Raw genomic sequence first — 19,738 nt, 5'->3', positions numbered from 1 at the left:
GGAAAATAAAATGACTACAGTAGCCGTTGTATTTCATAGTGGTTATGGCCATACCGTTAAACAAGCGGAAGCAGTGGCAAAGGGTGCGAATGGTACATTGGTAGCTATCGATGCAGAAGGCAATATTACCGATGCGCAGTGGGAAACATTAAATGCTGCAGATGCCATCATATTTGGCTCACCCACCTACATGGGGACTGTGAGCTGGCAATTTAAGAAGTTTGCTGATGCTAGTTCTAAGCCGTGGTTTACACAACAGTGGAAAGACAAGATTTTTGGTGGCTTTACTAACTCTGCCACTATGAATGGTGACAAGCATTCCACATTGCATTACTTTTTTACCTTAGCTATGCAGCATTCTGGCATTTGGGTTGGTACTGGCTTGATGCCTTCCAATGCAAAAGCTGCTAAGCGTGATGACGTGAACTATGTAGGTTCTTTTGCTGGCGCAATGATGCAAACTCCTTCAGATGCAAGTGCTGATGAAGTGAACGCAGGTGACTTAGAAACTGCACGCCTGTACGGTGAGCGCATTGCTAAAGTTGCTGGCCAATTCAAAGGTAAGTAAGCTTATTAAGTCTTGATTGGTTATTGGGGGATTTATGAAGAAAGTCATTGGCATTCAGGGTAATGATCGTGGTCATTGGGTGGGTGATGGCTTTCCCGTGCGCACCTTGTTTTTCTATCAAAATCTAGGAAAACAAATGAGCCCTTTTTTGATGCTCGATTACGCTGGACCAGCCGACTTTCCCCCAACGGCCGATCGTAAGGGTGTGGGCTCACACCCCCATCGCGGTTTTGAAACAGTCACCATTGTTTATGAGGGTGAAGTAGCGCATAAAGATTCCACAGGTCAGGGCGGAACAATTGGTCCCGGCGATGTTCAGTGGATGACAGCAGGCTCCGGCATCTTGCACGAAGAGTTTCACTCAGAAGGTTTTGCTAAAAGTGGCGGAACTTTAGAAATGGTGCAGCTCTGGGTAAATCTACCTGCAAAACATAAAATGACACCGCCGGCTTACCAGGCGATTTTGGATAAGCAGATTCCCACTATTAATCTACAGGGTGAAGCAGGACAGGCTCGGATCATTGCCGGTGAATTTAATGGTCATGCAGGACCAGCCCGTACGTTTACTCCCTTGAATGTAGTGGACTTGAAGTTGAAGAAGGGTACTGTCACTATCCCAGTCCCCGAGGGCTGGAATACATCGCTCGCAGTATTAAAGGGTACTGTTGAGGCTGGTGAGGGCGCGCTAGCTAAAGATGCGCAGATGTTGATGTTTAGCAATCAGGGGCAAGATATTCTAGTTCATGCCTTGGAGGATTCCATTGCATTGCTACTGAGTGGCGAACCGATTGATGAGCCCATTACAGGCTACGGACCTTTTGTCATGAACACCCAAGAAGAGATTGCTCAGGCGATGCAAGATTTCAATAGTGGAAGCTTTGGAAAGATTCCTAGATAACAAGCTAGTTCAGTTGCACTGTTTGTATTTATTCTTCTTGGCATCTTCTAGGCGATCATTAAATACTAGCAATGGATCAAATTGCTTCTCCCCAAGAATGGCGAACTTAAAGCCCTTGGGGGTGGCCTGGTATGAGCCAAACCAAGAGTAGGCCGTCATGAAGCGTTTCGTTTTTCCATTCACAGTCAAGTCGACATCTGAGGCCGTGCCATCTTTCTCTGGGTTGATCAAGCGATACTCAACCACCGTTTTGCCATGACAGTACACAATGCCTTCGGCATTCTCAATGGCAAAAGAAATGTTTGAGAAAGTCACCGCAAGCAATAACAGAATTTTTTTCATCAATCTTTCCCTCTAATTTTTATTTCTTTAAACAAATGCTTAGGCTTGGCCTAATGCCTTCAAGACACTGGGCTGCACTAGCGTTATTCATGACTGCGTTGCGATAGCCAACATAGTAAAGAGACCAAATAGCGTAACACCTAGCCTCAATATCGTCGTATTGATAGTGGGTTAAGCAGTCAGAGATCGGCTTCAAGATCTGCATGAGTTGAGCAATAATGAATTGCTCATAATTGGTAGACCACTTCCAGCCAAAAGCCGCACCCTCTTTACGAATACTTTTGATGGCAATATCTTTGGCGTAGAGATCAAGAAGGTATCTCTCAATATAGTCGGCAGCGGTTTTTGATTTACCCGCTACAAAAGGCTTGATGGCATCAATGATTTCTTGATTGACGATCAAAATGACTTCGGCAAGCAAATCTTGCTTGTCTAGACCGAGTCTATAGACCTGCATTGGGCTGATACCAGCTTCTTTAGCAATTTCTCGCACACCCACAGCCTCGTATCCTCGCGTTTCGAACAATCGATGGGCGATATTGATCACTTCAGACTTACGTTCCTCGGTCTTGATGGTTTTAGAGGGGCCGGAGGCTTTCAATTTAAGGTGTTGAGCCGAATTTGCATGTAATAATTGTGGGTATATAGATAACATGTTAACAAAATGAATTTAAAATCGCTAATTCTTATAAATTTGACTGTCATTGGTCTGAGCTCATGCACTTCGTACCGATACGAGTACATCGCTCCGGCAACTGAAACTGGGAAAACTTGTGTCATGCAATGCATGAATACAAAAAATGTTTGCTATGGCGCCGTACAAGCCCAGGCCCAAAACAATGCAAATATGTGCCAACAAAACAATCACTTCAGTTATCAAGCGTGCGTTAATCGCGCACAGAGTCATGATGATGTAAAGAGGTGCAATCCTAATCCACAGTATTGCCCTGTCAATCCAAATTATTGGCAGTGTGATGAATCCTATAGACAGTGCTTTGCCGCATGCGGTGGAACAGTCAATGTATATAAAAACGAGTAAGCGCTATTGTGAAGAAAAATAAGCTGGCGAGTGTCGTGAGAAATATGTTTTTAATGGTAGCCGTTTGTGTTGTCAATTCGACCTTCGCTGCTCAATGTAGCGACGCGGGCGACCCATTAATTATTTCGGTTAGTTGTGAGTCCCTAGCAGTTGGCTCTAGCAAGACTGGTGGCATTGTTATTAACAGCGGCGTTACGGTTAATGTTCCAACCTTTGGGTCAGATCCAGCGGTTAATGTGAATGACAATATATGGGTATCCTCATTTGTAAATAATGGGTTAATCAGTGCCGTTTCTGGAGCCGGGGGAAACCGAAGCGGTTTGGTGCTTGGGTTGGGGTCATCTGTGAATACATTTCAAAATGCTGGCACCATTTATAGCAATGCCTATAACACGCTCAGCAGTTCAATTGCTGCAATAGAGAATTATGGAAGTATCGGAACCTTTACTAATGCTGGCAGTATTTCAACTGCTGGGACCGCCTATGGAATGGTGATCGGTGGCACAGGATCTATTGCTACATTGAATAATTCCGGAACAATTTCCGGGCAAACCTATGCGATATGGGTTGGTAGCAATGGTTCGATTGGGACATTAAATAATTCCGGAACAATTTCCGGCGGAAATTCCATGGGAGCATTCGCAACCAATGGCATTCAAATTGAAAGTGGGGGTTCGATCGGCGCCATCAATAACAGGGGGGTAATTTCGAGCGCAACTTCTGGCAGTGTGAGTATTAATAACTTAGGATCTGTTGGCACTCTTAGTAATGCACAAAATAACTTAACGTATAGCGGTCATCTGCCTTCAACTTATAAAGTTATCATCAACAGCCTTTCAGGCTATGGCCAGACCACTTTTTCAAATGTTGTACCAAGTGGCGCTACTGATGGAAAGATGACATTTGGAATTGGGTCTGGATCAACAATTAGTCGATCTAATACATACGCAGACGTATTAAGCGGAATAACTCCAGGGAATCTAGCAAATACCTCAGGAACCTTGGGCGGCGGAATTGTGTTGACGCAATGGAGCCTGTCAAATACTGCCGGCACAAATTGGAGTCTAACGACTACTAGTGGATCCCCAATTACTCCAAATATAATCGGCAGCAGCTCTACAAATGCGCTGGTCAGCTCAATCGTTTCTGGCTATACCTTAGCCACGAATGGGGGCGCCAATATTACGCTTGCCAATGGCACAACTTTTGCGGGCGCGGTTCAGGGCCTAACAACTTCCCAGGTAAATCAACTGATCAATGTTCATGCTGAAGGTTATTCCTCAAATATGACCATTGGTCTTGAGCAGATGGCGCACATTACAAATACGGTGATAGATCGTATCCATACTCCCATGAGTTCTTCGCCAACTACCAAGGTATACCAAGATGATGAAGGTCGATATGTGTGGGCTGATGCTGCGGCCGTAAAAGGCACAGTGAATAATTACAACAATCTCGCAGGTTTTGGATATAACCTTTATGACCTCATTATTGGCGGAGACATCAAGAGAACTAAAGACGGTGGATATGGTGTATTCGCTGGCACGGGTACCACTTCAATGACTGAGAGTCAGCAAGTGACTCAAAACTTCAACACAACCAATTTTTATGCTGGTTTATATGGCGCGCATAACTTTACTGAGCAAGTAAAGCTCTCTGGTGCCTTGGGCTACATGTATGGCAACACCAATGCCAATCGAAATACACCGAGTGTTGGTTTATTTACTGGCGGGAATGCAACAAGCTCTTATAAAACCAATGGTGTTTATGGCGCGGCAAAGTTAGCTAAGGCATATCAATTTAGCGATGTGACGGTTTCACCGTTTGTGGGGGCTTCATATTCTCAGTTATGGATGGGTGGCGTATCTGAGCAGGGTGGCAACGACTTCAACTTTGGGATAAATTCTGCAACAGCATATACAGCTGTGACCTTTGCGGGCGCTGACTTTGTGTATCCGTTGCTCAAAGGTGTGAATAACCCACTCTCATTAATTGGGTTTTATAAATTTGGTTATGACTGGTATGCCAACAGCAATTCAGCGCATTCCATTACTGCAACAAGTCCAATTTACGGCTCATTTACTCAAGTGGGTGCAAACATGGGTCCTGTATCCAATATGTTTGGCCTAGGTATTCAAGGCGGAATTTCTAAAGATGTTTCTGCACGCATTGGTGTGGTTGCCTCTACCAATAGTTATGGTCAAGAGTATGGTGGTGGCGCAGAATTACGAGTGAAATTCTAAAGAAATAATAAGGGGCTCATATGACGTTAGGTGAATCAATCAGCACTTGCTTTAGTAAGTATGCAAAATTCGATGGCAGGGCTGCTAGAAGCGAATACTGGTGGTTCATGCTTTTTATCTTTTTAGTAAGCGCTGCTGCCAGTATTAATGACACTGTTTACGGGGTTGTGGCTTTTGCGTTGTTATTGCCACACTTGGCGGTCGCCTCGAGAAGATTGCATGACTTGGATAGAACCGCATGGTGGCTTTTATTGGGCTTCGTACCCATTGCCAATATATTGCTGCTGGTTTGGTTCTGTATGAAAGGAACTTCCGGGCCAAATCGGTTTGGGGATGCCCCTTGTTAATTTAATAGAACCACCTTCGGGTGGTTTTTTATTGGCTTGCGCGAGAGTCTGGTGTTGAGCAACTTCAACTAAAAAATGTATTTGACTTCTCGTTCTAGCTGTGAACAAAATTCATTAGATAAATCAAGGTGTTACACAGACTGAATTATAAAAGTGTGTTCAAATATCTTCTGTAGAAAAGGATATTTGTCCCACTTCATGTTTGATTTAAAAGATTTCTCTATTCGGCGTTTGCATTTGCTTCTGCTTACTTCTGCAGGGCTTCTTTCTGCATGTGCGGCTGGCCCAGACTTTAAGCAGCCAGACGCACCTAATACTTCCAGCTATACCGAAGGCACTCTTTCGAAGAAATTGGTTACTGCACCTGGTGTTCCGGGCGGTACAGATCAGGAGTTTGTAGAGGGCGCCGATATTGAGGCTCAGTGGTGGGAGTTATTTAAGTCCCCCGAGCTAGACGCTCTGATTAAAAAAGCCCTTCAACAAAATCCAAATCTTGGCGCTGCTGATGCGGCCTTGCGTGCTAGCCAAGAGAATGTAAATGCACAAATTGGTGGGCAGTACTTTCCAGCGATTGGTTTAGGTGGTGGGGTTACACGTCAGCTCCAGCCATCCGCAATCTATGGTCTGCCATACGGTTCTGATACCTATAACTTGTATAACGCTTCAGTGAATGTGACTTACAAGCTCGATGTATTTGGAGGCGCACGCCGTGCAGTTGAAGGTGCAAGAGCTCAGGCAGAGATTGCGCAGTTTCAATTGGAAGGTGCTTATCTCTCATTGACTGCCAACATCGTGACAGGTGCAGTACGTGAAGCTGCTCTGCGCGCGCAGATGCAAGCTACTGAAGAGATTCTGAAAGCGCAAACCAATCTAGCTGAAGTAACGGAAAAGCAATTGGTGATTGGAACTGTTTCCAGGGTGGACGTTACCTCGCAAAGAACTTTGGTATCCAACTCTCAGGTAGATTTATTTACCTATGAGCGCAATCTTGCATTTGCGCGTAATCAATTAGCGGTACTGGTTGGTGAATTACCGAGTAATGCTGCAATTACCAAGTTCGATTTGAAGTCATTGCATTTGCCCGATAAGTTGCCTCTCTCGATTCCTTCTAGCTTGGTGCGTCAACGTCCTGATGTGCGTGCTGCAGAGGCACAGCTCAAAGCTACTAATGCATTGGTGGGTGTGGCTACTGCAAATTTATTGCCCCAATTTAATATCACTGGCGCAATTGGTTCAGCAGCCTTAACAAGCGCCGCCTTATTTGGTCCAAACGCCACCTTATGGTCTATTGCCGGCGGCATCTTCCAGCCACTCTTTCAGGGCGGGCAATTGTTAGCGCAGCGTCGTGGTGCTCTCGCAAATTATGAGCAAGCGGTATTCCAGTATCAAGCGACAGTGCTGAAGGCTTTTCAGGAGGTAGCAGATGCATTGCGCGCTTTGGAGACGGGCGCACAAGCGTTGAAAGCGGCATCGGATGCTGAGCGCTACGCTTATGAAACATTAGAGTTAGTTCAGCAGCAATACAAATTAGGCACTGCTAGTTACTTGTCGGTTCTCTACTATCAGAATCAATATCAAATTGCCAAAGTGAAATCCGTATCGGCGCAAGCTACACGCTTCTCAGATACAGCAGCACTATTTGCGGCACTCGGTGGTGGTTGGTGGAATCGTACCGGCCCAGCCTTTCAACCAAAAGACATAGCGAACAAAGATCAAAATGAAACTTCTGGAAACAATTAAAACTAAGGTCACTACTGCTGTAGTCGTCTTGTGGGCTTGGATGCTTGTCAAAGCGCAAGAGTGGAAGCTACGTGATAAGGCGATTGCGCTTTGGGAAAAAATTAAAGGGCGTTGGACACGCTTACGTGAGCGTGTCATGCAAACCAAGGCATATGCCAAGTTGCAAGAAATGACGCCTTTGCGCCGTCGCATGATCATCATGTTATGTGGTGTATTTTTACTGCTTGGATTGATCTTTGGCTTTAATCAGCTCAAGACTTTCATGATTAAGCACTTTATTGCGGGTATGGGCTTGCCTCCTGCAACCGTTACCACCATGGTTGTTACTACAAGCGAATGGCAGCCTAAGCTCTCTAGCGTAGGTAATGTGCGCGCGTTTAGGGGTGTAGATCTCAGTACTGAAATCGGCGGTCTTGTGCAAACAGTGCCGATTAAGTCTGGCGCGGATGTTAAAGAGGGTGATCTGCTCATTAAGTTAAATGATGCTTCTGATGTTGCTCAGCTAAATTCGTTAAAGGCATTGGCGGATTTGGCTAAGGTCATTAATGAGCGTGACAGGCAGCAATTGGCGATTCAGGCAATTAGTAAGAACGTATTTGATACCAGCAAGGCTGATGCCAAGTCTAAACAGGCCCAGGTAGAGCAACAAACGGCTTTAGTGGCGAAAAAGAATTTAAAGGCCCCCTTCAGTGGGCGCGTCGGCATTGTGATGATTAATCCAGGACAGTTTGTAAATCCCGGTGATAAGTTGCTGACTTTGCAAACTTTAGATCCTATTTTCGTAGACTTCAACTTGCCACAAGGCAATGCCGAACAAATTCAGGTTGGGCAGGAGATTGTGGTGACAACGGATGCATTTAAAGATGCGACCTTCACTGGCAAGGTGACTGCGGTTAGCCCTAAAGTGGACACTAATACTCGCAATATTCAGATTGAGGCTCAACTCGCCAATCCAGATAAAAAAATATTGCCTGGGATGTTTGCCAACGTGAACATTAAGCTCGGCGATGAGGTGAAGATGTTAACGCTACCTCAGACGGCTGTGACCTATAACCCATATGGCTCCACAGTATTTATTGCTAAACCAACGGGCAAGAAGGATAAACAGGGCAAGCCTGCACTCGAGGCCCAGCAAGTCTTTGTGACTACTGGCCCTACACGTGGCGATCAGGTCGCAATCTTGAAGGGCATTGAAGAAGGCGACACTGTAGTTACTAGTGGTCAGCTCAAGTTAAAGAACGGCACACCACTCATTGTGAATAACAAAGTGCTGCCGGCCAACTCACCAAACCCACAGCCACAGGAATAAGTCCTAAATGAATTGGACTGACATATTTATTCGTAGACCAGTGTTGTCACTGGTAGTGAGTGCGCTCGTTTTGGTATTTGGCTTAAAAGCAGTGGGTTCTTTGCCGGTCAATCAGTATCCGCAAACGCAGAACGCCATTGTCACCATCACAACCGCCTATTACGGAGCAGATCCTGAAACAGTGGCAGGATTTATCACTCAGCCTTTAGAGACGGCCATTGCGCAATCGCAGGGAATTGATTATCTATCCTCTACTAGCGTTAGCGGTCTATCCACCATTACCGCGACCCTAAAGCTCAACTATGACTCCAATGCGGCATTGACGCAGATTCAGACGCAGATCAGTTCGGTGAAAAATCAGTTGCCTCCACAGGCCCAGCAACCTGTATTGACCGTACAGATTGGACAATCGACTGCTGCCATGTATATGGGCTTTTACAGTGATGAGATCCCGAATAACGCGATCACAGATTATTTGTTGCGTGTGGTCAAGCCAAAGCTGGATTCTATAGATGGCGTCCAAAATGCGGAGATTACTGGTGGTAGGAAGTTTGCTCTGCGTGCTTGGCTTGATCGTGAAAAGATGGCTGGCCTTGGTGTTGGCGCTGACGATGTATTTAGCGCCATGTCTGCTAATAATTACCTTTCAGCGGTGGGCAGCACTAAAGGCGATATGGTTTCGGTGGATCTGGTTGCCGGTACCGATCTGCATACGCTCGACGAGTTCCGTAAATTAGTCGTTAAAAAAGACGGCATCAATATTGTGTATTTGGATCAGGTGGCTACTGTGAGTATGGGCTCAGAGGACTACAACACCAATGTCGCATTTAGCGGCAAGCGATCTGTCTTCATCGCGATTAAAGTGGCTCCACAAGCAAACTTATTAGATGTTGCTGCTCGAGTCCGGGCTGCAGTTCCGGATATTCAGAAGCAATTGCCTACAGGCATGTCAGGCAAAGTCGTTTATGACTCTACTAAGTTCATTACTACATCGATTGATGAAGTAGTAGCTACTTTGCTAGAAGCCTTGCTGATTGTGACGGTGGTGATTTACTTATTCTTAGGAAGCGCACGTGCGGTTGCGGTTCCCGTAATTGCAATGCCGCTCTCATTAATCGGTACTTTCTTTTTGATGCAAGTATTGGGCTACTCCATTAACTTGCTTACCTTGCTGGCTCTAGTTCTAGCAATTGGTCTGGTAGTGGATGACGCAATCATCGTGGTCGAGAACGTTGATCGTCATATGAAAGAAGGCAAGTCTCCACTAGAGGCTTCCTTAATTGCTGCTCGCGAACTGGGCGGCCCAATTTTGGCGATGACGATTGTATTAATTGCAGTGTATATCCCTATTGGCTTCCAGGGTGGCCTGACTGGCGCCCTCTTTACCGAATTCGCATTTACTTTGGCTAGTGCGGTTGCGGTATCGGGCTTGATTGCCCTAACCCTTTCGCCGATGATGTGCTCCCGCATTTTTACGGAAGAGCAAGAAGCCTCTTCTTTTGTGCAAAAGATTGACCGTATTTTCGACAAGGTTCATCACAGCTATCAAAGCACTTTGCGTGAGCTGTTGAGCACCTGGCAGGTCATTATCGTGATGGGTGTCATTTTATTGGGCGGAGTAGCCTATCTCTATGCAACAGCGCGTTCTGAGTTAGCTCCAACTGAAGACCAAGGCATTGTTCTGATGCAGGCATCTGGACCGCCAAATAGCACCGTAAATCAGATGCAGACTTATGCGGATCAGATTTATCAAATATCAGCAGCAGAGCCTGAATATGAGCAGATGTTCCAAATCACCAGCCCAACCAGTAGCTTTGGTGGTGTTTTGTTGAAAGATTGGGATCAACGCAGTCGTAATGCCACCAAGTTCCAAGAGGATATGCAAAATAAGTGGAATACGATTGCTGGCGCTCGCGTAGCCGCTTTCCAGTTTCCAGCCTTACCGGGTGCGCAAGGCTTGCCTGTCCAGGTGGTCATCAATACAACTGAGTCCTATGAATTACTCAATGAAGTGTCTCAAGCAGTTTTGGACAAAGCTCGTCGCAGCGGAAACTTCTTTTTCGTGGATTCGGATTTAAAGATTGATAAACCTCAGGATGTTTTGGAGATTGATCGTGAGAAAGTTGCTGCTTTGGGCATGACTCAGCAGCAAGTGGGTAGTGCCTTATCTGCAGCCCTGGGCGGTGGTTACGTGAACTACTTCTCTGTCGCAGGCCGTTCTTATCGCGTGATCCCGCAGGTCAAGCAGATAGATCGTTTAAATCCAGATCAGATTTTGGATTACTACATTCGCACGCCGAGCGGACAGATGATTCAGGCTCGTACGATTGCAACGATTAAGCAAAAAGTCGTTCCGCAATCGATTAATCACTTTCAGCAGCTGAACTCCGCAACCATATCTGGTGTCAGTACACCGTTTATTTCACAAGCAGATCTACTGGAATTTATGCGTCAGACCTTAAAAGAGGTGGCGCCTAGTGGTTACACCATGGATTACGCTGGCCCCTCACGTCAGTTTATGGCGGAGTCTGGCGGCTTCTTAGTTACGATGTTCTTTGCGATCTTGATCGTGTTCTTAGTGCTGGCTGCGCAGTTTGAAAGCTTCCGTGATCCGATTGTGATTTTGGTGTCAGTGCCACTTGCTTTATTTGGCGCGCTGATCTTTATCAATTTGGGATTCACTACCTTGAACGTTTACACCCAGGTTGGTCTAGTCACCTTGATGGGTTTAATTAGTAAGCATGGCATCTTGATTGTGGAGTTTGCTAACGAGTTACAAGAGGCGGGGCGCAGCAAGCTTGATGCGATTGTTGAGGCTAGTAGCGTGCGTTTGCGCCCGATTCTCATGACGACTGCGGCGATGGTCTTGGGCGTTGTTCCGCTAGTAATTGCTTCTGGCGCAGGTGCTGCAGGCCGACAGTCTATGGGTATTGTGATCTTTACAGGATTATCGATTGGTACTTTGTTTACCCTGTTTGTGGTGCCAGCGATGTACTTATTTATTGGCGCTGATCATCATCAGAAGAAATTTAAGCAGCAGTAATTTCTCTCATGTACTCCAAAAGAAAAGGGTGAATTGAATTCACCCTTTTTGCTTTAGTCCCACCTAAAGAAGTCTTTGGGCATTACTTCACAATATTGAGTTCTTTTTCGGCCACAGAGTTGTATTGAGTAGTTTCTTCAAGGCGCTTCATCCAGGCATCAATATTGATCAAGTGGGTACGTGGCCCAGTTTTATCTGGGAAAGTTTGATTTAGCAGAATCCAACGGCTGACACAGAGTGCCAGCGGGATATCTCCGATGTGGAAATGATTGCCCGAGCAATATTGTTGAGTGGCTAATTGTTGATCCAATAGCGCTAGTAATGCATTCGTATCTTGATAGGCCTTGTGGATAAGGTCGTAGTTGCGTTCATTTTCTGGGGTGCGTGTGAGCCCTAGAAAGGCGGGGCGTAAGGTTGGCCACATAGTTCCCAATTGCCAATCCATCCATTTCTCAGATTGATATTGGCTGTTAATGTCATCGGGAAAGTGTTTGGCGGTATCGTACTTGCGTGCAAGATAGCGCAGGATAGTATTGGATTCCCAAAGAACAATCTCCCCGTCCTGCAAGGTTGGTACTAAGCCATTTGGGTTCAGCGCTAGAAATTCAGGCGTACGATTTAGGCCAAAATTCAGGCCGGCATCGATGCGCTCAAAATCTTTGCCTTCCTGAAGTCCAAGCTCTGCCAGGCACCATAAAACCTTTTGCACATTGATAGAGCTTTTTCTTCCCCATAAACGCATCATGAGAATTTCCTTAGATATTTTGGTGTTACTTACAGTGAGGAATCAAGGCCTACAAATTTGCTATGAGCAAAGATGAGAGGTTGACTAAGTGGATCATGTTTTAGGTTGAGTACTTTGGCAACAATGATATTGTGGTCGCCACCGGTGTGGACCGAGACTGTCTCGCACTCAAAATAGGCTGCGCATCCCTCAATTTGAGTCAGGCCACTCGCTGCAATTTTATGTGGGATATTAACGAATTGATTTTCTTTGACTGTGGCGAAATGCATTGCCATAGCCTCTTGAGAGCGTTCCAGCACATGAATAAGTTGCTTATGGCCAACTTCAAAGTTGGGCATCAGGCGGGAATGCTTCTTCAGACTCCATAAAATGAGCGGTGGCTCTAATGAGACGGTATTAAAAGAGCTGATGGTGATGCCGTGAGAGTGGCGATCAGCATCTAGGCAAGTGATTACCGTGACCCCAGTGGCAAAAGAGGAAAAACCCTTACGCAGTTCCTGTGAAGTAAATGGGGCCATCTAGCGGTAATTATTTAGTTGTCGCTGGTGCGGATGCTTCAGCGGGAATCGTTGTGCCAGGAATTGGGACTAACACTTCATTTTCTTCGGCTTTTACGCACTTAAAGCGGTATTCCTTGCCGGCCTTTGAGAGAAAGCTCGCGCCTTGGTAGAAATCATTCTGGCAGGTGCTATTCGCAAAATCCATCACATCTTGTGGGGCTGCACTGGAGGTGATCAGGCGCATATTGCCCATAGACATATTAATTTGGCTTGAAGAGCATCCAAGTAGTGCCAAACCAGAAATCGTAGTTAATAGTAGAATTTTTTTCATGGAAACCTCCATAATCAACAATGCTCGTTAGGATAAACCTATTACACATTTGTTGCGGAGAATGCGGCGCTTTTAAAAGGAAGAGACATGTTTAAAGCTATTTTGGTAAATAAAGATGACCAGGGCTATCGCGCTGAGCTTTCCCAAGTGGATGAGGCCAGCCTCCCGGAGGGGGATGTCAAGGTCAAAGTGCTGTACTCCACGCTCAATTACAAAGATGGCTTGGCCATTACTGGTAAAGGCCCGGTTGTTCGTAGTTTTCCAATGGTTCCAGGCATTGATTTTGCTGGCGAGGTTTTAGAAAGCTCCAATACTGACTTTAAGGCCGGGGATATGGTCCTACTCAATGGCTGGGGCGTCGGTGAGGGGCATTGGGGCGGCTTAGCGCAACAAGCGCGCGTGAAAGGGGATTGGCTTATTCCTTTACCTAAGGGCTTTACTGCTAAACAAGCCCTGGCTATAGGTACCGCGGGCTATACGGCGATGCTGTGTGTCATGGCTTTGCAAAAGCATGGCCTTAAGCCAAGTGATGGCGAGGTATTGGTGACTGGCGCTGCTGGTGGAGTTGGGAGTTTCGCCATTACGCTCTTAAGTAAGTTGGGCTTCAAGGTGGTGGCAAGTACAGGCCGCATGGCGGAGGCTGACTACCTTAAAAAATTAGGCGCAAGTGAAGTGATTGATCGCGCTTCTTTATCTGCCCCTGGTAAGCCCTTGGCTAAAGAACGATGGGCGGCAGTGGTGGATAGCGTTGGTAGTCATACCTTGGCAAACGCCTGTGCGCAAACCAAATCAGATGGTGCTGTAGCTGCCTGTGGTTTAGCTCAGGGAATGGATTTTCCATCTACGGTGGCGCCATTTATTTTGCGCGGCGTAACTTTGTATGGCATCAACAGTGTGACTGTGCCAAAGGCAAAGCGCATTGCTGCTTATGAGCAATTAAGTCAGTTGGTGGATCTCAAGACCCTGGAAGAAATCTCTCATGAAATTAGTTTGGAAGATTCTTTGAAGTATGCGGCGGATCTAATGGCGGGCAATGTTCGTGGCCGCTTGATTGTGGATGTAAATAAATAACTAGATTGTTTGCTGAACTATTGATAGAGGGGTTTGAGGTTTGCGCGCATCCAGCTTGGCCCAGACCTCAAGCTTTTCAGGATTAGATAGTGCAGACCAGTTAGCAATTTCCTTGAGCGTACGAAAGCAGCCGCGACAGTAACCATTTTCAGGATTAATGTCACACCAATTAATGCAAGGTGATGGAACTGTTGTCATTAGAAACCCAAAGATAAAGATAGATGAATACCAAAAATCAATCCAGTGCTGCTAGCCCTATTCATTATCCCTTAGCTGAGACTTTGCCGGAAGTCGGCACAGCTATTGAGCTTGCGCCTGGGGTTCGTTGGTTGCGGATGCGTCTACCTTTCGCCTTGGACCATATCAATTTATGGCTCTTGCGCGATGTGTATGAGGGTGTTGAGGGTTGGACCATTGTTGATTGTGGCATCGCTAATGATGAGACTAAGGCTGCATGGGAGCAGATCTTTACTACACAATTAGACGGTTTTCCAATATTGCGAGTCATCGTTACCCATATGCATCCCGACCATGTGGGACTCTCACAGTGGTTGTGTGAAAAGTGGAATGTACCTCTCTGGATTTCAATGACGGACTATTTGACTGCGCAGTGGCTTAGTCATAAAGAGGGTGGTGCAGCAATTGGTGCGCGTGCTGGTAGCGGAGGCTCCGCAGATCATTTTCAGAAGCATGGATTAAACGCGCCAGAAGATTTGGAAAAAATTCGGGCGCGTTCTAATTACTACAGCAATATGGTTCCGGGAGTGCCGCGCCAATATCGACGCATCATGGATGGCGAAATGATTTTGATTGGCGGACATGAGTGGCAAGTCATCATGGGATTTGGGCACGCACCTGAACATGCATCTTTATTTTGCAAGGCGCTTGGCGTATTAATTTCAGGGGATATGTTGTTGCCGCGCATTTCTACTAACGTGAGCGTCTATGATGCTGATCCTGATGCAGATCCTTTAGGGCTCTATCTCAGCTCGCTTGATCGATATTTACCTTTGCCGGACGACACTCTAGTGCTACCTTCTCATGGCAAGCCATTTACGGGAATGAAGCCACGCATTGAACAACTCAAGACGCATCATGATGAGCGCTTGGCCGATACCCTTGGGGCATGTAAAAAACCGGCTACTGCTCGTGAGATAGTGCCGGTTTTGTTTAGGCGTGAATTAGATATTCACCAAATGACGTTCGCCATGGGCGAGGCTATCGCTCATCTGAATTACCTACTTCGTCGAGGAAAGTTGAATCGCCAGCTTTGCGACGACGGCGTGTTGCGGTTTTGCGTGGTTTAGCAGCCTTTGTCCCAGACGTTTCGCCTGTTCCAGTAGCCGCTGCAGCTGAGGCGGAAACCGCATCTCCAAAGGATTTGAGAGCCATCATAGTGGCATGCTGCACTTCAAGCCCCTGAATGGTGGATTTCAGGATATTGAGATTGAGGTTTAGCCAATTTTCAACACTCTTCAGATCCTTGATGCGCTTCTCCAGTTCGTCGGTATCAAGACCTGGAAATGCTGCACCAAATCCCCCTGCGGCCTTTGAGGCGTCCGTTGTAAAGGGAAACTGACCTGGCGCCTGCCCAGCCGCTCCTTGACCCCACATGGTTTTCATCATTTCAAGGCTTTGATTGAATTCTGGGATAGTTCCAAACATAGGGGGGCTCCGGGTTAGATAAAAGTGGCTTATTGCCAATACAATAGGAGATTCTAGAGATTAATCCCGGTTAAGCAATGCAATCTAATGGTTTATCCCAGCCTTACACCCGCGGTCAGGCGCTTCCCGAGCTCCTAAAGCAACGTATTCTGATTTTGGATGGCGCTATGGGCACCATGATTCAGCAATACAAGCTCAATGAAGCCGACTACCGGGGTCTACCCACCAATACACGCTTTGCTAATCATCCGGGCGATATCAAGGGCAATAACGAATTATTGGTGCTAACCCAGCCTCACATTATTAGCAAGATTCATGAGCAATATCTCGATGCTGGCGCTGACATTATTGAAACCAATACTTTTGGCGCGACTTCTGTCGCCCAAGAGGATTACAAGATGGCTGGCCTGGCGCGTGAGATGAATGTCATCTCCGCTCAATTGGCTCGAGCTGCTTGTGAAAAGTACAGCACTCCAGATAAGCCGCGTTTTGCAGCGGGCGCAATTGGACCAACACCAAAGACGGCCAGCATTTCTCCAGATGTAAATGATCCAGGTGCACGCAATGTTACTTTTGATGCCTTACGCGCCTCTTATCGTGAACAGATTGAAGGTCTCTATGAGGGTGGTGTTGATTTGTTTTTGGTGGAGACCATTTTCGATACGCTCAATGCTAAAGCTGCACTATTTGCCTTAGATGAATTCTTTGAAGAGACTGGTGAACGTTTGCCGGTGATGATTTCTGGGACGGTGACTGATGCATCTGGCCGTATTTTGTCTGGTCAAACTGTAGAGGCATTCTGGAACAGCTTGCGCCACATTAAGCCACTGACTTTTGGTTTGAACTGCGCATTAGGTGCCGCACTGATGCGCCCTTACATTGCCGAGCTTGCTCGTATTTGTGATGCTGCTGTTTCTTGTTATCCCAATGCTGGTTTGCCAAATCCAATGAGCGACACTGGTTTTGATGAGACGCCAGAAATTACTTCCAGTCTGGTAGATGGTTTCGCAAAAGACGGACTCGTAAATTTAGTGGGCGGTTGTTGTGGAACTACTCCCGACCATATTCGTGCGATTGCCAATGCAGTAGCTAAGCGCAAGCCACGCGCCTTCTACCGTGAGAGCGCCGAGGTGTCAGCATGAGTAACGCGAAGAATTCCAAAATTATGCCAGCTATGAAGCTTTCTGGCTTAGAGCCTTTTAACGTCACTCCTGATGTCGGTTTTGTAAATATCGGTGAGCGTACTAACGTTACTGGATCAAAAGCGTTCGCTCGCATGATTCTCAATAATCAATTTGATGAAGCTCTTGCGGTAGCAAGGCAGCAGGTTGAGAATGGCGCGCAGGTTATCGACATCAATATGGACGAAGCCATGTTGGATTCCGAAGCTGCCATGACGCGCTTCTTGAATCTGATTGCTTCAGAGCCAGATATCGCTCGCGTACCAATCATGATTGATTCTTCCAAGTGGAGCGTCATTGAAGCAGGCCTGAAATGTATTCAGGGTAAGCCAATTGTTAATTCGATTTCTTTAAAAGAGGGCGAAGAGCCATTCAGAAAGCAGGCGCGATTAATTCGTCGTTATGGTGCTGCCTCTGTAGTGATGGCATTTGATGAGGTAGGTCAAGCCGATACTTTTAAACGTAAGACAGAAATTTGTCAGCGTTGCTATGACATTCTCGTGAATGAAATCGGCTTCCCTGCGGAAGACATTATTTTTGATCCCAACATCTTTGCCATTGCGACTGGTATTGAAGAGCACGACAACTATGCGGTTGACTTCATTAATGCTACTCGTTGGATTAAAGAAAATCTTCCCGGCGCAAAAGTAAGCGGTGGCGTATCCAATGTGAGCTTCTCCTTCCGCGGTAATGATCGCGTGCGCGAAGCTATTCACACAGTATTTCTGTATCACGCTGTTCAAGCCGGCATGGACATGGGTATCGTTAATGCTGGCCAGCTTGGTGTCTATGCTGATCTAGATCCCGAGTTGCGTGAGCGCGTTGAGGACGTTGTCCTGAATCGCTTCAAAGAAAAAGAAGGTAAAACTCCCACCGAGCGCTTGCTGGATATTGCTGATCAATTTAAGGGTGGTGGCGCAAAACAGGTTGAGAATCTGGCGTGGCGTGAGGGCCCTGTACGTGAGCGCTTAACCCATGCATTGGTGCACGGCATTACTACTTTCATTGAAGAAGATACTGAAGAGTTGCGTGCGCAAATTATGGGCGCAGGCGGTAGGCCGATTGAAGTGATTGAGGGCCCACTCATGGATGGTATGAATGTCGTCGGCGATCTATTCGGCGCCGGAAAGATGTTCTTGCCGCAAGTAGTGAAAAGCGCGCGTGTGATGAAACAAGCGGTGGCAATCTTGATTCCGTATATTGAGGAAGAGAAGCGCTTACATATTGCCGCGGGTGGCGAGGCGAAAGCTAAGGGCAAGATTGTGATGGCTACTGTGAAGGGCGACGTCCACGATATTGGTAAAAATATTGTGACTGTAGTCTTGCAGTGTAATAACTTTGAAGTAGCTAATATGGGTGTGATGGTTCCTTGTGCGGAAATCCTAAAACGCGCCAAGGAAGAGAAGGCAGATATTGTTGGCCTTTCTGGTTTGATCACTCCGTCACTCGAAGAAATGACTTATGTTGCCCAAGAGATGCAACGCGATGATTACTTCCGTGAACGCCAGATTCCATTGATGATTGGTGGCGCAACCACTTCACGTGTTCATACTGCTGTCAAAATCGCGCCACACTATGACGGTCCTGTAGTCTATGTGCCAGACGCTTCACGTTCTGTATCCGTGGCTTCTAGCCTACTCTCCGATGAGAGTGCGAAGAAATTCATCCAAGAATTACGTGATGACTATGCGCGTATTCGAGAGCAACATGCGAATAAGAAAGCAACGCCAACGATTTCATTGGAGGCGGCACGTAAAAATCGCGAGTTGATTGATTGGGCATCTTACGTCCCCGAGAGGCCAAAATTTATTGGGCGCCGCGTCTTTAAAAATTTCGCTTTAAGTGATATCGCTAAGTACATTGACTGGACTCCTTTTTTCCAAACTTGGGATTTGGCTGGTAAGTTTCCAGCAATCTTGGATGACGAAGTGGTTGGTGTTGAGGCTCGTAAAGTATTTGGCGATGCTCAGGTACTGCTCGACAAATTAATTAAGGGTCAGTGGCTACAGGCCGATGCGGTTGTTGCTTTTTATCCTGCCAATACTATTGGTGATGACATTGTTTTATACAGTGATGAAGCGCGCGAGCACCCGCTCTTTGTTTGGCATAACTTGCGTCAGCAAGCGGAGCGTCCAGTAGTGGATGGTGTACGCCGTCCGAATCGTTGCCTAGCTGATTATGTCGCCCCAAAAGATTCTGGCGTTGCTGATTACCTGGGTTGCTTTGCAGTCACTACGGGCCATGGTGTTGAGAAAAAGGCTGCTGAGTTCCGCGCTAAGAATGATGACTACAGCGCGATCATGCTGCAATCTTTAGCGGATCGTTTAGCCGAAGCATTTGCAGAGCTCATGCACCACCGTGTGCGTACAGATTTATGGGGCTATGCCACTGATGAGATTCTGACCAATGATCAGATGATTAATGAGGAGTACCGTGGTATTCGCCCTGCGCCTGGTTACCCTGCTTGTCCTGCGCATGAAGTGAAGAAGGACTTATTGCGCGTCATTGGGTCTGAGGATATTGGCATGACCTTAACGGAATCCATGGCGATGAATCCTGCATCTAGTGTGAGCGGTTTTTATTTGGCCCATCCAGATGCACGGTACTTCAATGTTGGCAAAGTTTCAGCTGATCAATTAGAAGACCTTGCGCAGCGTCGTGGAGAGTCAATCGAGGATGTGCGCCGGCAGTTGGCGAGCTCGATTGATTAGGTAGG

Annotated in this window: 18 protein-coding genes; 11 read left to right on the top strand and 7 right to left on the bottom strand. The window is 46.6% G+C overall.

Annotation, left to right across the window (positions count from 1 at the left end; all coding sequences use genetic code 11):
* Positions 1–10: 10 nt before the first annotated feature.
* Entirely contained in the window at positions 11–568 is a 558-nt protein-coding gene (locus FD960_RS10010) for a flavodoxin family protein (RefSeq protein ID WP_215299090.1), read from the top strand.
* 34 nt (positions 569–602) lie between these two features.
* A complete protein-coding gene (locus tag FD960_RS10005) occupies positions 603–1,466 on the top strand; it encodes a pirin family protein (RefSeq protein ID WP_215299089.1) in 864 nt (287 codons plus the stop codon).
* Positions 1,467–1,475: 9 nt separating this feature from the next.
* On the opposite strand, the gene FD960_RS10000 is transcribed toward FD960_RS10005, so the two are convergent.
* Together FD960_RS10000 and FD960_RS09995 are read right to left on the bottom strand one after the other, a co-directional pair.
* Positions 1,476–1,808: a hypothetical protein gene (locus tag FD960_RS10000; protein ID WP_215299088.1), complete on the bottom strand. Its 333-nt coding sequence runs from the start codon at positions 1,806–1,808 to the stop codon at positions 1,476–1,478.
* 19 nt (positions 1,809–1,827) lie between these two features.
* Positions 1,828–2,463, bottom strand: a complete 636-nt coding sequence (locus tag FD960_RS09995) for a TetR/AcrR family transcriptional regulator (RefSeq protein WP_215299087.1) — start codon at positions 2,461–2,463, stop codon at positions 1,828–1,830.
* A 728-nt stretch (positions 2,464–3,191) separates the two neighbouring features.
* Between FD960_RS09995 and FD960_RS09990 the strand changes: the two genes are divergently transcribed.
* The 5 genes from FD960_RS09990 (at position 3,192) to FD960_RS09970 (ending at position 11,529) form a co-directional block, all read left to right on the top strand.
* A complete protein-coding gene (locus FD960_RS09990) occupies positions 3,192–5,090 on the top strand; it encodes an autotransporter outer membrane beta-barrel domain-containing protein (RefSeq protein ID WP_215299086.1) in 1,899 nt (632 codons plus the stop codon).
* A gap of 20 nt (positions 5,091–5,110) precedes the next feature.
* Positions 5,111–5,437, top strand: a complete 327-nt coding sequence (locus FD960_RS09985) for a DUF805 domain-containing protein (protein WP_215299085.1) — start codon at positions 5,111–5,113, stop codon at positions 5,435–5,437.
* 198 nt (positions 5,438–5,635) lie between these two features.
* The gene (locus tag FD960_RS09980) at positions 5,636–7,177 is read left to right on the top strand and encodes an efflux transporter outer membrane subunit (RefSeq protein WP_215299084.1); all 1,542 of its coding nucleotides are present in this window, start codon (positions 5,636–5,638) and stop codon (positions 7,175–7,177) included.
* A 169-nt stretch (positions 7,178–7,346) separates the two neighbouring features.
* On the top strand, positions 7,347–8,486 hold the full coding sequence (locus FD960_RS09975; RefSeq protein ID WP_215300679.1) for an efflux RND transporter periplasmic adaptor subunit: 1,140 nt from the start codon (positions 7,347–7,349) through the stop codon (positions 8,484–8,486).
* 7 nt (positions 8,487–8,493) lie between these two features.
* Positions 8,494–11,529 (top strand): efflux RND transporter permease subunit, encoded by a 3,036-nt coding sequence (locus tag FD960_RS09970; protein ID WP_215299083.1) that lies wholly within the window; start codon positions 8,494–8,496, stop codon positions 11,527–11,529.
* A gap of 82 nt (positions 11,530–11,611) precedes the next feature.
* Here the strand turns inward: FD960_RS09970 and FD960_RS09965 are convergent, their stop codons facing one another.
* The 3 genes from FD960_RS09965 to FD960_RS09955 are packed head-to-tail and all read right to left on the bottom strand — an operon-like array spanning position 11,612 to position 13,105.
* Positions 11,612–12,274 carry a glutathione S-transferase family protein gene (locus tag FD960_RS09965; RefSeq protein ID WP_215299082.1) on the bottom strand — a complete coding sequence of 221 codons (663 nt, stop codon included), beginning with the start codon at positions 12,272–12,274 and terminating at the stop codon, positions 11,612–11,614.
* A 29-nt stretch (positions 12,275–12,303) separates the two neighbouring features.
* Positions 12,304–12,792 carry a flavin reductase family protein gene (locus FD960_RS09960; protein ID WP_215299081.1) on the bottom strand — a complete coding sequence of 163 codons (489 nt, stop codon included), beginning with the start codon at positions 12,790–12,792 and terminating at the stop codon, positions 12,304–12,306.
* 10 nt (positions 12,793–12,802) lie between these two features.
* Complete coding sequence (locus FD960_RS09955) at positions 12,803–13,105, bottom strand: hypothetical protein (RefSeq protein ID WP_215299080.1); 303 nt, start codon at positions 13,103–13,105, stop codon at positions 12,803–12,805.
* A gap of 87 nt (positions 13,106–13,192) precedes the next feature.
* Here FD960_RS09955 and FD960_RS09950 point away from each other — a divergent pair, with 87 nt between their 5' ends.
* Positions 13,193–14,176, top strand: coding sequence for an MDR family oxidoreductase (locus FD960_RS09950; RefSeq protein ID WP_215299079.1), 984 nt, complete (start codon positions 13,193–13,195; stop codon positions 14,174–14,176).
* Here the strand turns inward: FD960_RS09950 and FD960_RS09945 are convergent, their stop codons facing one another.
* Positions 14,177–14,374 carry a DUF1289 domain-containing protein gene (locus FD960_RS09945; protein ID WP_215299078.1) on the bottom strand — a complete coding sequence of 66 codons (198 nt, stop codon included), beginning with the start codon at positions 14,372–14,374 and terminating at the stop codon, positions 14,177–14,179.
* A 23-nt stretch (positions 14,375–14,397) separates the two neighbouring features.
* Between FD960_RS09945 and FD960_RS09940 the strand changes: the two genes are divergently transcribed.
* Positions 14,398–15,483, top strand: a complete 1,086-nt coding sequence (locus FD960_RS09940; protein WP_215299077.1) for an MBL fold metallo-hydrolase — start codon at positions 14,398–14,400, stop codon at positions 15,481–15,483.
* Here the strand turns inward: FD960_RS09940 and FD960_RS09935 are convergent.
* Positions 15,395–15,841: a PhaM family polyhydroxyalkanoate granule multifunctional regulatory protein gene (locus FD960_RS09935; RefSeq protein WP_215299076.1), complete on the bottom strand. Its 447-nt coding sequence runs from the start codon at positions 15,839–15,841 to the stop codon at positions 15,395–15,397. The genes FD960_RS09940 and FD960_RS09935 overlap by 89 nt on opposite strands.
* A 77-nt stretch (positions 15,842–15,918) precedes the next feature.
* On the opposite strand from FD960_RS09935, the gene FD960_RS09930 reads away from it, so the two are divergent.
* A complete protein-coding gene (locus FD960_RS09930; RefSeq protein WP_215299075.1) occupies positions 15,919–16,983 on the top strand; it encodes a homocysteine S-methyltransferase family protein in 1,065 nt (354 codons plus the stop codon).
* A complete protein-coding gene (metH, locus tag FD960_RS09925) occupies positions 16,980–19,733 on the top strand; it encodes a methionine synthase (RefSeq protein ID WP_215299073.1) in 2,754 nt (917 codons plus the stop codon). The genes FD960_RS09930 and metH overlap by 4 nt, the downstream gene beginning before the upstream one ends.
* Positions 19,734–19,738: the final 5 nt, after the last annotated feature.

Origin of the sequence: Polynucleobacter sp. AP-Nino-20-G2, from assembly GCF_018688235.1 — a bacterium.
Taxonomy (GTDB): Bacteria; Pseudomonadota; Gammaproteobacteria; order Burkholderiales; family Burkholderiaceae; genus Polynucleobacter.
Note: the sequence above shows the minus strand (reverse complement) of the source record. Positions and strands in the feature narration are given on the sequence as shown.